Origin of the sequence: Fluviicola sp., from assembly GCF_039596355.1 — a bacterium.
Lineage (GTDB): Bacteria > Bacteroidota > Bacteroidia > Flavobacteriales_D > Crocinitomicaceae > Fluviicola.
In genome coordinates this window covers 181,260-195,187 of record NZ_JBCNJW010000002.1, presented here as the reverse complement: position 1 = coordinate 195,187, position 13,928 = coordinate 181,260, and the positions used below count along the sequence as shown (strand labels likewise).

At 43.9% G+C, this 13,928-nt stretch carries 12 protein-coding genes; 7 read left to right on the top strand and 5 right to left on the bottom strand.

The window, feature by feature from the left end; all coding sequences use genetic code 11:
* Positions 1-309: 309 nt before the first annotated feature.
* From ABDV94_RS06045 to ABDV94_RS06025, 5 genes are all read left to right on the top strand, one after another.
* Positions 310-1,209, top strand: a complete 900-nt coding sequence (locus tag ABDV94_RS06045) for a CPBP family intramembrane glutamic endopeptidase (protein WP_343605652.1) — start codon at positions 310-312, stop codon at positions 1,207-1,209.
* A gap of 18 nt (positions 1,210-1,227) precedes the next feature.
* Positions 1,228-2,151 carry an ATP-binding cassette domain-containing protein gene (locus ABDV94_RS06040; RefSeq protein ID WP_343605651.1) on the top strand — a complete coding sequence of 308 codons (924 nt, stop codon included), beginning with the start codon at positions 1,228-1,230 and terminating at the stop codon, positions 2,149-2,151.
* Complete coding sequence (locus ABDV94_RS06035; RefSeq protein WP_343605650.1) at positions 2,141-3,430, top strand: ABC transporter permease; 1,290 nt, start codon at positions 2,141-2,143, stop codon at positions 3,428-3,430. The genes ABDV94_RS06040 and ABDV94_RS06035 overlap by 11 nt, the downstream gene beginning before the upstream one ends.
* Before the next feature lies 1 nt (position 3,431).
* Complete coding sequence (locus ABDV94_RS06030) at positions 3,432-4,328, top strand: hypothetical protein (RefSeq protein ID WP_343605648.1); 897 nt, start codon at positions 3,432-3,434, stop codon at positions 4,326-4,328.
* Positions 4,329-4,590: 262 nt separating this feature from the next.
* Positions 4,591-5,760 (top strand): sigma-54 dependent transcriptional regulator, encoded by a 1,170-nt coding sequence (locus ABDV94_RS06025; RefSeq protein WP_343605646.1) that lies wholly within the window; start codon positions 4,591-4,593, stop codon positions 5,758-5,760.
* A 58-nt stretch (positions 5,761-5,818) separates the two neighbouring features.
* Here the strand turns inward: ABDV94_RS06025 and ABDV94_RS06020 are convergent, their stop codons facing one another.
* The 4 genes from ABDV94_RS06020 to ABDV94_RS06005 form a co-directional block, all read right to left on the bottom strand.
* A complete protein-coding gene (locus ABDV94_RS06020; RefSeq protein ID WP_343605645.1) occupies positions 5,819-6,256 on the bottom strand; it encodes a hypothetical protein in 438 nt (145 codons plus the stop codon).
* A 141-nt stretch (positions 6,257-6,397) separates the two neighbouring features.
* Positions 6,398-7,330, bottom strand: coding sequence for a hypothetical protein (locus ABDV94_RS06015; protein WP_343605643.1), 933 nt, complete (start codon positions 7,328-7,330; stop codon positions 6,398-6,400).
* 3 nt (positions 7,331-7,333) lie between these two features.
* Positions 7,334-8,311, bottom strand: coding sequence for a hypothetical protein (locus ABDV94_RS06010; protein WP_343605641.1), 978 nt, complete (start codon positions 8,309-8,311; stop codon positions 7,334-7,336).
* Complete coding sequence (locus ABDV94_RS06005) at positions 8,308-9,285, bottom strand: hypothetical protein (RefSeq protein WP_343605639.1); 978 nt, start codon at positions 9,283-9,285, stop codon at positions 8,308-8,310. The genes ABDV94_RS06010 and ABDV94_RS06005 overlap by 4 nt, the downstream gene beginning before the upstream one ends.
* A gap of 400 nt (positions 9,286-9,685) precedes the next feature.
* Between ABDV94_RS06005 and ABDV94_RS06000 the strand changes: the two genes are divergently transcribed.
* Together ABDV94_RS06000 and ABDV94_RS05995 are read left to right on the top strand one after the other, a co-directional pair.
* Positions 9,686-12,700: a YfhO family protein gene (locus ABDV94_RS06000; protein WP_343605638.1), complete on the top strand. Its 3,015-nt coding sequence runs from the start codon at positions 9,686-9,688 to the stop codon at positions 12,698-12,700.
* Positions 12,701-12,740: 40 nt separating this feature from the next.
* Entirely contained in the window at positions 12,741-12,989 is a 249-nt protein-coding gene (locus ABDV94_RS05995; protein WP_343605636.1) for a hypothetical protein, read from the top strand.
* A gap of 13 nt (positions 12,990-13,002) precedes the next feature.
* On the opposite strand, the gene ABDV94_RS05990 is transcribed toward ABDV94_RS05995, so the two are convergent.
* Positions 13,003-13,917 carry a glycosyltransferase gene (locus ABDV94_RS05990; RefSeq protein WP_343605634.1) on the bottom strand — a complete coding sequence of 305 codons (915 nt, stop codon included), beginning with the start codon at positions 13,915-13,917 and terminating at the stop codon, positions 13,003-13,005.
* Positions 13,918-13,928 lie beyond the last annotated feature (11 nt).

Below are 13,928 nucleotides of genomic sequence, written 5' to 3'. Positions count from 1 at the left end.
ATATCGCGAACATGCATACACACGCCTTTCGATCTTTCAATATTCAATTGAACAAATGAGAATCTTCCGTTTCGGGAATGCGGGTAAAGCAGATAAAAGATGAATAGGCATCCATCTGTTTGCCAGTAGGAACGGGGCTTTCAGCACTTCGAAGAAACAAAACATACCTCCTCCCGTTCATTCCTTCTCAAAAACCATCCCGAACTAACCTGCAGAAAACGAGAATGTTCTTTTCAGGAGTCTGAATTTTATAAATTCTAAATAAGCATTCCTTGAAAAAAGAGGAATTCTTTTCACTAGCTTTACATAATGAGACGATTTACAAATCCACTCGAACCTGCTATTGGCATCCGGCATTATTTACTGGCCGTGATGGTTATTCTATTCGGGTTGGTGATTCTGAGTCCCTTCCTGGTCGGATTGATAAAGCAACATATCACACCGGCAGGTTCCGATATCGGAGAACTTCATAAATACGTGTCGAAGAATGTTTTCTTTCTGATCAACATGCTGCCGTTTTTGATTGGATTTCTCTCGATTGCTTTGTGTTCCCGTTTTCTCTTTCACAGGCCGCTGAGAACTTTTTTTACAGCCCGGAATTGCTTTGATTTCAAGCGGTTTTTCTTCTCATTCGGATTGTGGTCGGCGATCATGCTGGCATCTTTCTTCCTGACGTTTATTGATTTCAACCACCGCCTGGTTTGGAATTTCCAGAGTGAAAAGTTCGTTTACCTGGTGATGATCGCACTGCTGCTTGTCCCGATCCAAACGGGATTCGAGGAAACTTTCTTTCGTGGTTTTTTACTTCAACTTTTTGGAAAAATGACCCAGAAAGGTATCTACCTGGTCTTTATCACAGGCATTCTTTTCGGGGCGCTTCATCTGATGAATCCTGAAATAGAAGAGCTCGGTCTGTTCGCTGTGATTTATTACGTGATATCCGGACTATTTACCACATTAATTGCTATTTTGGACAACGGAATAGAGCTGTCGTGGGGATTTCACCTGGCCAATAACCTGTTTGGAATCATCATCGTAACCAATGAATGGCAGGTATTACAGACGGATGCCTTGTTTATGGATGTATCTCCTCCCACACTGGGATGGGATATGTATGTAACCATGTTCCTGCTTTATCCGTTAATGATTTTGGTATTTTCCCTGGTTTACCGGTGGAAGAACTGGAAAGAAGTACTTTTTAAGTCATAAAGCATTAGTTGTGGTCAAATGTTAGAAATTCACGAGCTTACAAAACGCTACCAGCGGAAAGCTGCGATAGATCAAATTTCCTTCAGCCTGAAAAAAGGCGAAATATTCGGCTTACTGGGGCCAAATGGAGCCGGTAAAACAACATTGATCCGGATCATCAATAAAATCATCGAACAAGATTCGGGAACCATCCGGTTCAATGGCGATTTATTGCAGCAAAAACATTTGGCGCATATCGGGTATCTGCCCGAAGAACGCGGTTTGTACAAACAAATGACGGTTGAAGCACATGCCCATTTTTTAGGAGCATTGCGTGGTATGAGCAGAAGTGAGATCAATGCCTCGTTGGATTATTGGTTGAATAAATTCAATTCCACAGACTGGAGAAAAAAACGCATCCAGGAATTGTCGAAAGGAATGGCGCAGAAAATTCAGTTCATTTATGCGATTTTGCATGAACCGGATTTACTGATCCTTGATGAACCGTTCTCCGGATTCGACCCGGTCAATGTGGAGTTGATCAAAGCCGAACTCCAGGAAATGAAACTGAAGGGGAAAACCATCCTCATCTCAACACACAACATGCGGAGCGTGGAAGAAATTTGTGACCGCGTAGTGCTGATCCACCAATCCAGGAAAGTATTGGAAGGCCGCGTAACCGAAATTCGCGAAAGCCAGAAAACGGGAGAATATGCCGTTCGGTTCAGAGGAAACATGATTGCATTTGTAAATGCCTTGTGGATCGGTTTTGAATTGGTCGATAAAGAAATCCTGGGCGATGACCGTTTCGTTGCCCGTGTGAAAATGAGAGGCGATAATTCCTTCGAAGATTTGCTGAAAACCCTGATCGGACAAGTGAAAATCGAAGCAGCATGGGAAGTGCTCCCATCCATGAATGAAGTGTTTATTGCAACCGTAACAACTGAAAACGATGAGAAATAGTTGGATTATAGCCATGCGTGAATTGAAGGAAAGACTGGTAAGCCGTTCGTTTATCCTGATGACGCTGCTGGGGCCTTTGGTCGTATTGACCTTTACCTATCTGATTTTCCAGTTCGGAGGAAAAGAGCAGCAGAAATGGCACGTACTGATCGTCGATCCGGCAAACATCATGGAGCAGAAAATCATGGCCGGAGAAGACCCGAATATTCAGTATTCGTTTGCGAATAATTACATTGAAATAGAGCAATTTGCCAAAGAAAAACGCTTTGGACCATACGATGCGATGGTGGAGGTGAATGAAAAAGTGCTCTCGAATAAAAGCTGCTTTTTATTCTACAGGGAAAAACCGTCCTTCACGATGTCGGTCAATATCCGCTACCAGGTAGAAAGACGCCTGGAAGAAGTGCTGGCAAAAGAATTTACCAAACTGTCCGTATCGGAATTCCGGAAAATCAAACAACCGCTGAACTTTGCTTTCCGGAATGTGTACGACCCGAAAAATGCGACGGGAGATTTGGCAGGCTGGGTAGGTTTGTTCTTCGGGGCAGTCATTTTCGTCTTCATTTTCTTGTTCGGAATGACCATCCTGAGATCTGTTTCCCGTGAAAAGACAAACCGCGTAGTTGAAATTCTGCTGGCAACGGCGAAACCAAGAGCCTTGATGCTGGGGAAAATCCTCGGAATCGGTTTAAGTGCATTTATCCAGGTATTCCTTTGGATTCTGATCATCGGCTTCGGTTTGTACCTGATGCGTGAAACGATTTTTGTGGATATTTACGATGCATCGAACCAGGTAGAAGGACAAGTAAGCGATTACAATCAATTTGTAGAATTGGTCTTCGACCGGGTGCAGTTTGGAGTGATGCTCTTCTATTTCTCCCTGTTCTTTGCAGCAGGTTATTTGTTTTACGGAGCATTTTTCGCGGCGCTGGGAGCTACTTCGGGTTCAGAGTCGGACGGACAGCAATTTCTCATTCCGTTGATCCTGATTTTGTGTTTTGCGCTCTATGCAGGGTATTATGCATTGGAAAATCCGGATAGTCCGTGGACGACTTTCCTCTTGTATTTCCCGTTTACCGCTCCGGTGGTTGCAATGGTCAAATTATCGATTGGGTTCACCAACGGCGATGCTTATCAATTATTCGTTTCGTTGTTCCTGTTGCTTGCCGGTGCGGTTTTGGTCATCCAGTTAGCTGCACGCCTGTTTAAAAACGGCTTGCTCCAGTTTGGGCACACTCTGCGTTTGAAAAACATTATTCTTTGGTTGAAAGTCAGGTAAGATGCGTATAGCAGTCATTGATTTAGGAACAAATACGTTCAATTTGCTGGTAGCAGACCTGGATTCCAACGGTTTTGAGATCGTCCATAATTCGAAGGAAGGAGTGGCGCTCGGAATGGGGGGAATCAACCAGGGAGTGATTTCCGAAGAAGCGAAAGAAAGGGCTTTTGCCGCTTTTGCAAAATTCCGCGAAATCTGTAATGCTTTGTCCGTTTCTGCCATTGTTGGAATTGGCACTTCGGCGGTACGTGATGCGCAGAATAACGGAGAATTCATTCGGGAAATCAAAGAACGATTCGATATCGACATTGAGATTGTAGACGGTTTGGAAGAAGCCAAATTGATCTACCATGGCGTTAGCTGGTCGTATGAATTCGACCAAACGTCTCTGATTATGGATATCGGTGGAGGAAGCACGGAATTTATCCGCATTGAAACCGGAAAGGAACTGGAATTTTACAGCGCCAATATCGGCGTTTCCAGGGCTGTTCAGTTATTCGAACTGAATGATCCGCTTTCGGCTGGTGATCAGCAAGAATTGGTTGAGTGGTTTGAGAAAAATTCGGAAGGAATCAACCATTTTGGCCCCTGTGAAGTATTGGTAGGAGCTTCAGGAAGTTTTGAAACCTTTTACGAAATGATTCACGAGCGGGAATTCCCCAAATCATTGGAAAATATCCGCATTTCGAGAGCAGAATTAACGAAAACCCTCGACTGGATTATCGGGTCGACTTTTGAAGCGCGTGAAAACCATCCGTTTATTATCCCGATCCGCCGGAAAATGGCCCCGATTGCAGCCTTGAAAACGAAGTGGATCATGGAAAAATTCGGCATCCGGGAAATCGTGATTTCTCCGTGTTCACTGAAAGAAGGAGTGCTCAGACGCTTTTTTAAGTGAGAATTGAAAAGATGCGAATTTTGGAATGCCTGTCTCAATACTTCCGCCTTGTCCGTTTGAGTATTCCTGACAGAAACGAAGTGAATCGTCAGGGATGTATCGAGAACACATGGCGGAAACGCTATAAGACATTTGGTGACCAGCTCTCATTCCGGTTTAAATCGTATCCATTTTCAATTCTCAATTAGATTCAAGACCGTTCGTCAATTCAGCATACGTAATTCATAATTAAATCCTTATTTTCGTTGACCAATAGTAATACATGGCAAAGATTTTAATCATTGATGATGAGCGGGCTATCCGCCGGGCTTTACGTGAAATTCTCGAATTTGAAGACTTCCAGGTAGATGAAGCGGAAAATGGAGTAGAAGGGCTTGAAAAAGCAAAAAACACCTTGTATGATATCATTTTCTGCGATATCAAGATGCCCCAGATGGATGGAATGGAAGTACTGGACGCACTGGTTTCCCAGAAAATCGATTCCCCTGTGATTATGATCTCCGGTCACGGAAATATTGAAACGGCAGTTGAAGCAATTAAGAAAGGAGCGTTTGACTTCATTGAGAAGCCGCTCGATCTGAACCGCATCCTGGTCACGATCCGAAATGCGAAAGACCGGGTGGTATTGGTGGAGGAAACCAAACAACTGAAGACGACCGTTCGCAAGTTCAAAGGTTCTTCAATCATCGGGGAAACGGAAGGAATCATCAAGATCAAGGAAATGATTGAGAAAGTGGCTCCATCGGATGCCCGCGTGCTGATTACCGGGGCAAACGGCTCCGGAAAAGAATTGGTAGCGCGTTCCCTGCACGATTTGTCGAACCGCAAAAAAATGCCTTTTGTAGAGGTGAATTGTGCGGCTATTCCGGGCGAATTGATCGAAAGTGAATTGTTCGGCCACGAAAAAGGAGCATTTACTTCAGCGGTAAAAGATAAGAAAGGCAAATTTGAACTGGCTTCGGGAGGAACCTTGTTCCTGGATGAAATCGGAGATATGAGCGCTTCTGCTCAGGCGAAAGTATTGAGAGCTTTGCAGGAGAATGTCATCCAGCGTGTAGGAAGCGAGCGCGATATTAAAATCGACGCCCGTGTGGTTGCTGCGACCAATAAAGATTTGCGTCATGAAATCGCGGAAGGACGTTTCCGGGAAGATTTATACCACCGTTTGGCGGTAATCCTGATTCATGTTCCTTCGTTGAACGAACGGAGAGAAGACATTCCGTTGCTGGCAGAACATTTCCTGGCATTGGTGTGCAACGAGCACGGTGTTCCGAAAAAGGAATTTACAGACGAAGCCTTACTGGAATTACAGCAAACAGATTGGACCGGGAATATCCGCGAGCTGCGTAATATCGTAGAACGACTGGTGATTCTCTGCGGAGCAAAAATTACCGGAGAAGATGTCCGGATGTTTGCCAATCCAAAAAAGTAAACAGCATAAAAAAACGGGAGCCTTTTGAGTTCCCGTTTTCATTTGTCAGAATACCTGATTATTTTTTCATTTCCTTCGCACCAACTTTCATCAGGGCGTAAGAGAATTCGCATCCTTTTTTCGCTTTCAATGCGTTCAGAATTTTTTCAATCACCACGTCCTGGTCTTCTGTAGTGTATACTTTGTCGTATTTTTTCTCCAGATCTTTGGAACACGCTTCCATATCTTTTCCAAGGTCGATCATTGCCTGAGCATCTGCCATACCTTTTTCCAAATCTTTCATCATGATTTCAGTCATAGCTGCCTGCATGTCAGTTCCGTCTTTCTCAGATTTGATGATTGCATTTTTCATTTCATCAGAAATACCTTTGGAAGATTTAGTCACGCAGTCACACATGTCTTGTGCCATTGCATCGTAATCTGCATCATTGGCCATGTTACAAGATGTAACCAGCACTGCGCTTGAAATAGACAGTAAAAGGATTAATTTTTTCATGTTTTTTTGTTTAAAACTAAGTAATTTAATTGAAAAGCGAGGAGAATTCAAAATGTGAATTGATAACCGGTGATCAATAATTGAGGACTGCCTATGAACAATTGATAATCGGAATTGGGGCTTCAGGATGTTTTTAGCTTCTCAATAAACCACCTCGGTCACTTCAATTCCGCCCCATTCCAGTACATCAAACCCGGAACGGTTCATTGTTTTCAATACCTGTTGTTTCAGGATGAGTGGTTTCGAGACGTTTATTGGCGACCATACCAGGTACACCCGGTTCAAGTGTGCAGGTTGGGGGTCGATCTTCAGTGTTGCGAATTGATTACAGGCATCCTGCAGGATGAATTGCATGCACACCTGTTCGTGTTGCGCCAGCTGTGGTCCCCAAAAGGTGATAAAATCCGTTTGTTCCCGTTCGTTGAATCCCAGCTCGGTAAGGTATCTCTCCAGGGAAGAGATCACAGAATCCCGTCTGACAAGAAAACCACCCATTTCAAAATCGAACCGATCAAAGCGTTGTTCCGCTTCCCAAAAGAGATAAGGATAGCTTTTTCTGTTTATGGTAACCGATCCGTCGGGATGTGAGATTCCTTTCCAGCCTTTGGAATAATCCGGGTAGCTGAACGTGAGCTCTCCCTGTGTTTTCAAGTTGATGGAAACTTCTAAATCTGATTCCGGGTAGAGGTAAATGACCGGCTTTTTGACAGGTCTGGGTTCGGTAATGTGCTGAAAATGCAGTGAAATAATGGTGATTTTCCCTGATTTGATTTCAATGCTGTCTGTTTCAATTTCCCGGAATCCGATGCTGTAGAACCGGAAAACCGCTTTCTGAGGAGTTGTGATTGTCAGGAATGTATTGGTGGAATCCATCCGGAAACTTTCCGCATGGTCGTTGATACTGAATCGAATTTCACCGTTCGGTTCGTAATCGTGATCAAACTCATAGGTGATCTTAATCCGCGCGATGCTGGGAGCAGCTTTCCGGTCGGTCACATAGCTCACCGTATAGTCCGGAACAGATTCGGCAAGTAATTGCGAACTCACACAAAGAAAAAAGATCAGTAAACGCATATGCTAAAGGGATGTTTGGATCTGCATTCCGCCCCATTCGACCAGGTAATTACCCGAACGATCAAGAGGCTTCAGCTGCGGTACATGAAGTTGCAGCGTTTGTTCAACCGGAAGATCCGATCCGCGAAAAACCAGGTAAATGCGGTTGATTTTGAATGCAGGTGACATTTCCAGTGAAGCAATGGGATGGATGTTTTCATCCTGGAGCCAGAGGATTTCAGCATAAGGCTGTTGCTGCATCCGCGGTCCCCAATAGGTAATAAAATCCGCTTTTTCTTTGGCATTGAAACCGATTCTGTCGAGCTGACTTTCGAGATAAGTAACGACCTGTGAACCTTCAATCACATCGGCATTGTACCAGTTTAAATGCAGTTTCTCCGAATTCAGAGCTGCATCCCAAAACAGGTAAGGATAAGTTGTTCCGTTCATCCGGATGGTTCCGTCTGGCGAACTGCTCCCTTTCCATCCTCCATTGTAAGCCGGGTAGGTGAATTGAATAGCCGCTTCGGTATTGACTTTCAACGAAAAGGGTACTTCGTGTTCGCTGTAGAGGTAAATAACGGGTTTTTCGACCATGATCTGGTTGTAGTTTCCGGTTGGCTCGAATTGAATTCCGATCTCCAGGTATTTTCCTCCTTCCAGCTCCCGTTCAAACTGAATACTCTGAAAACTGGCATTCAGGAAGAACTGAAATTGGTGTTTTCCTTTGCTGAGCATGTAACCGAAAGCCCTGTTTTTCGCTGTGATTGTATGCTTTTTGGTCTTTTTATCAATGCGTGCCTGTATAATTTCCGGATGTTGATCCAGCAATAACTGATTGTTGTAATCAAACACACGGATCACGAGTTTAACGCTGTCGGGATGAATGGATTTCGAAACGCTGTCTTTGATAACCCAAAAGGGAGGAAGCGATTCTCTCTCTCCCGAGATTCCGAAAAACGGCACACAGCAAATGAGCAATAAGGTCAATTTTTGAATCATAAGTCAGGAAATTTGATTTCGAAACCACCCCATTCAAGCAGGTTGAATCCGGTTCGGACGAAAGGAGTTTGTACTACAGGATTTAAATAGCTTCGGAACGATTCATCCCATTCCGAGAAAGCAAGATAGATGCGGTTGATTTGTTCCGGTTGCGGATCGCAATGCAGTGTTGCAAATTGATCGCAGGATTCCTGCAGGTAAAACTGGACGAAAACGGATTCGTACTGAATCATTTTTGGTCCCCAATAGGTAATAAAATCAGCTTTTTCATTGGAAGAAAGCCCCAAATCCGAAAGCTGTTTTTCGAGGAACGAAAGCACTTCTGTTTTTGCGACCTGGTAGCCGCTTGCTGTTTTTTGTAACTGGAACTGCTGTTTGGAATCCCAGAATAAGTAAGGATAACGTTTTCCGCTTATTTCGATTTGTCCGTTGGGATGAACTTTACCTTTCCATTCATTGGAGTAAGGAGGATACGTAAAAGAAAATGTTCCGTTTGGAATGACTTGCAGGCTGAAGTCTAGGAGTTGGGGACTCTGAAAATAGATAACCGGTTTGTCTACCTCCACCTGGATGTAATTGAGACTGAACCGGACGTATGCGTCCTGCGTCGTTTGACTCTGAATGTCGATACTATCCGAAATGATTTCACTGTAACCAGGTCCGCCCCAGAACTTAAAGCGTGTTTTGCCGCTTTTTATTTCCAGGGTTTGAGTCATACTGGAATCCAAAAACAAGGTGTCAGTTTTGTCGTTTACCGAATAATAGACCACGGTTTCAAATCCTGTTGGGATATTCCGGAAATTGGGAATCCTGAAGCGAAGCGTAACGAGTGCCGTTCCCACTTTCAAATCTTTGTTCGGCTGGCTGTTATACAAGTAAAATTCCGGGGCTTTTTTGAATTGAACAGCTGCATGTGCCGGGAAAATCGTTCCGAAAACCAGTAAAATCAGGATAATGAACCAACTCTTTTTCATGTTTCTATAGTACATATAACAAGCAATACAAATCAATTGTAAAAAGGTTCAATTTGCAGGATTGGTGTTATTTTTCCCGCAGATCCCGCTTATTGTGCAGGATATCGTAAATAACACTCCATCTAAATCCCATAGGATGTGCGCTGTTCACAGAAAGAAACTTTGCGTTCTTTGCACCTTTGCGTTTTATTTGAGTCCAGAGAGCAGCGTTCGTGTAGTGTTTCTCTCCTTAGTGGTTCGCAGATGATGATATAATTTGATTACCGGCTCTATGTGAACTATGTATTTATGTGGTTTATTCAACTCCAACAATCTATGCAAACGGAAAAGGCGATAATTTCTGACAAAATAGACTGTGGAAGATTAAAGTTCTTATTTTTGAGTCGAACAAATTTCAGGTATGAACTTAAAAGGATTCTTTCAAAAAAACTGGCCGTATTTAACCATCATTGCATTGATGCTGATCGTTTCGGCTATTTTCTTTAAGCCTCAGCTAGAGGGATATGGTGTGAAACAACACGATAACAAAGAGGCAATCGGAATGGCCAACGGTGTTAAAATGTACCGTGAATCTACTGGCGACGAGCCCAAATGGTCGAATACGACTTTTGGTGGAATGCCTGCAGAGCAGATCGGGTTGGAGAAACCGGGAAATTTGTTCAGTTCAATTTCCAGAGCTTATTTCAAAGTGCTGCCTCAGCCGATGGGCTTGATTTTCCTGCACATCCTGTCGTTCCTGATTTTTGCCCGTTTACTGCGGTTAAACCCGTGGATCGGACTATTGGGAGCAGTGATCTTCGGATTTGCCAGCTATGAGCTGATTGTAATCCAGGCCGGGCACGTCATTAAATCAGCGGCGGCAGCGTTTTTACCGGCATTGCTCGGAGCGTTTATCTATGCCTACAAAACCAACCGAATGTGGGGAATTGTATTGTCGGGGATTTTTATGGCACTGGAGCTGACGATGAATCACGTACAGATTACATACTACTTCCTGTTTGTCTTGTTCTTTGTGGGAATTTACTTCCTGGTTGAGGCAATCCGTGAAAAGAAATTGAAGGATTTTGCACTGACTTCCATTGGAATCATTGCAGCCTTTTTACTCGCTTTTGCAGTCAACAGTGAAAACATCGTACTGACAAATGATTATGCAAAATACAGTATTCGCGGTGCAAATGACGTAACAATCAACCCGGATGGAACCGTTGCAAAAAATCAATCCAGTGGTTTGGACAGAAGCTACATCACGCAGTGGTCTTATGGAGTAGGAGAGACATTTACCTTGATTTCTCCGTATGTGAAAGGAGGAGCTTCTGAGCCGATCGGGAATTCGCCGTTTGCAGAACAAGTTGAAAACAGCGATTTATCTCAAAATCAAATTAACGGGGCGCTAAACGGTTATTCGTATTGGGGAACCCAGCCGATTACTTCAGGACCGGTTTATATCGGTGTGGTTGCGATCCTGCTTGCCTTTTTAGGTTTGTTCTTCATGAAAAACAAGATCAAATGGCCGCTTTTTGTGGTGACGATCCTGGCAATCATGCTTTCCTGGGGTAAGAATTTCATGGGATTGACAGACTTTTTCATCGACCATGTTCCGGCATACAATAAGTTCCGGGCGGTAACCATGATTTTGGTCATCGTGGAACTCACAATTCCGGTAATGGCAGTATTGTTCCTCAACGAATTGATCAAAGAACGGGAACAAATCATTGCCCAGAAGAAAAAAATGATGATTGTTTTGGGGGCTTTTGTGGTCTTTTTAATTGCTGTAAAAGTCGTTGGTTTGGGGGATGGATATTCCAACCCGATGGAAGCGAAACAATACGCCGGATTGAATGAAGCATACCTGTCGCAGGTCATGCAGATGGATCCGAAAGTTGCCCTTGCAAACTACCAGCTGGATTTATCCAATCCACAACAGGTTCAACAATTCGTCAGCGCACAGGTCGATGGACAAATGGAATCCTACCAGGCTGTGAAAACGGCTCGAAAAGAGATTTTCAATTCCAGTATGACACGCTCGATTTTATTTGCGATCCTGGCAGGCGGATTGTTTGTGATTTTCCTGTATGTGAAATCAGATAAAACGGCAAACACGGTTTTGATCGCAGGATTGGTTGTGTTGACATTTGCCGACATGCTTCCGGTGGCTTACAATTACCTGGGAGGGGTCGAAGATGCAAACGGAAACGGATATAAGTATTGGGAAGATGCCAGTATTTCGGCTTACCCGATTGCGGCTACGAAAGGCGATGAAGAAATTCTGCAGTCCGAAGTGCGTCAAAACCCGGCACTGGCATCGAAAATTGCAAACGGAAAGGCAAAAGGAGAGGCGTTGGCAGACGACCTGGAATACGAAGGAGCTGCACGCATGAACGTAATCAATTCCTACCGTTTCTACGAATTAAATGCAGCTACCAATTACCGTGTGCTGGACTTCTCGGGAGCATTTTCAAGCAGCCGTGCGTCTTTCTATCATAAATCCATCGGAGGATACCACGGAGCGAAATTGAGAAACATCCAGAACCTGATCGACTTCCACTTATCCAGAACCAACAACCGTGTGCTGGATATGTTAAACGTGAAGTATTTCCTTCAAACCCAGCAAAACGGAATGGACACGGCGATCCTGAATCCTTCAGCGCTTGGAAATGCATGGCTGGTGAAAAGTGTGAAGGAATACGCTACACCGAATGACGAAATCAGAGCGTTAGGAAATAAATTCAAACTGGAAAACAAAGGCCCGGGAGTATTGCTTGTCAACAAACAACCGGTTAAAACCGCTGAGGTTTACGGTGGTGAAAAACTGCAGTACCTTGCTCCGGGACGTAAAGATTCGATCGCTGTGCAACTTGCCAGCGGACTTCCTAAAGGGCAGGAAGCGATGTTTGTTATGGATGTGAAAGGAAGTACGAACCTGGTTCCTTTGATTACCCTGCAGATGGATACTGCAAAATCATTCACTTCGCTGGTTTACCTGAAAGTGGAAGATTCGTTTGATCCGGCTAATGAAGCGGTGATGTTGAACTCGGTTGCAAAAGAACTCAGCAAGAAGAAATTCTCCGGAGAAGGATCGATCAAAGAAATTTCGTCAGCACCGAACAAACTGGTTTACCAGGCTGATTTGAAAGGAGACCAACTAGCTGTTTTCTCCGAGATTTACTACCCAATCGGGTGGAAAGCATTGGTTGACGGAAAAGAAACGCCGATTCTGAAAGTAAACTACCTGCTCCGCGGATTGGAATTGAAAGGCGGAAAACACAAAATCGAGTTTGTTTACGACTTGCCAAAATACCATACGCTTGGTATGGTGGCACGAATCAGCTCATTGATCCTGTTGCTCGGATTGGCATTCATGGTGTTCAAAGAATTTCGTAAGAGAAAAAATACACCGGTTGCAGAAACAAAATAGTTGATTGAATAAATCGCACGAATAGTGAAACAGCTGGCTTATGGCCGGCTGTTTTTATTTGTTTAAAACTCTTTCTATTCGTGTTAGCAAAGCCAAAACGGGAGTTGAGAGAGCATTTACGATGAACTCAGAGATGAAACTTCCCGAATATGATTCTGTCAGAGGAGTGTTTTTTGAAGGAAATGATCTGTACGAAAATGCGGGATTTAAAGAAAAGAATCACATACAGATCGCTATTCGTAACCAGGATTGCATTAAAGGCTTCTTTATACCAAGAGATTTGGATTGATTTGAAAGGGATATCACTTTGAAAAGTATTGATGCCACTTCAACGCTGCAAAACGTTTCATACGTGCCCACAAACTGCCTTTCCGGGTCGCAAAATAGGTTCTCAAAGCTTCGTAGGCCGGCCGGTTCTCTTCTAGTAAATCAGGGAACGCCGTAATTCGTTTCGGATAGATCGGAACTTCATAAATATCATTGATTCCCGAATGTACACCCGAGCCGTCGTGCCCGATATTCTGCACCAGCGATTGGGAAGGGTTAAATGTTAATCCGTCTTTGAGGAAAATAGATGCATACCAGCGGATTGCCCAGCTGTTGTTTTTCCCGGATTTGAATTCCTGCATCTGCTTCCAGTAGTTCATGGAGTTGTCGATGGCAAAGGCACTTTTCTTCTGTTCATCAAACTGTTCCAGGAGGATGTCGATATCGGGTTCGAAGTGTTTCCATGCTCTCTCCCAGGTAGCCCATCCCCAGCTGGTTGCAGCCCGGAAGAAAAACGTTTCGGGAAGATTGTTGGTCTGAATCGGGAACATGTATGAACCAATGTGCATCACTTTTTCAGTTTCGCGGTAATGATTCAACGCATCGTTGAAATAACGGAGTGTATGCGGAGAAGAAATCAGGTCGTCTTCATAAACAATGACCTGTCCGTATTCGCTGATCAATTGGGTAACACCGGAAATAATCGAATTTGCCAGCCCGGAATTCTCTGTTCGCTCAATAACTTCAACAGAAAGAAACCCCGTCGTATTTCGAATAATCTCCCGTACCTCAGTTACTTTTTCTTCGTCCTTCGGTGTTTTTGCCCCATCTGAAAAAATATACAATTTGCTTTGGGATGCCAGCTCATTTTGTTTCAGTGATTCCAGCGTTCGGCGCGTGTGTTCCGGACGATTGTAAACAAATAAGGCAATGGGAGCAAGATCGTACATGTGTTCAAACG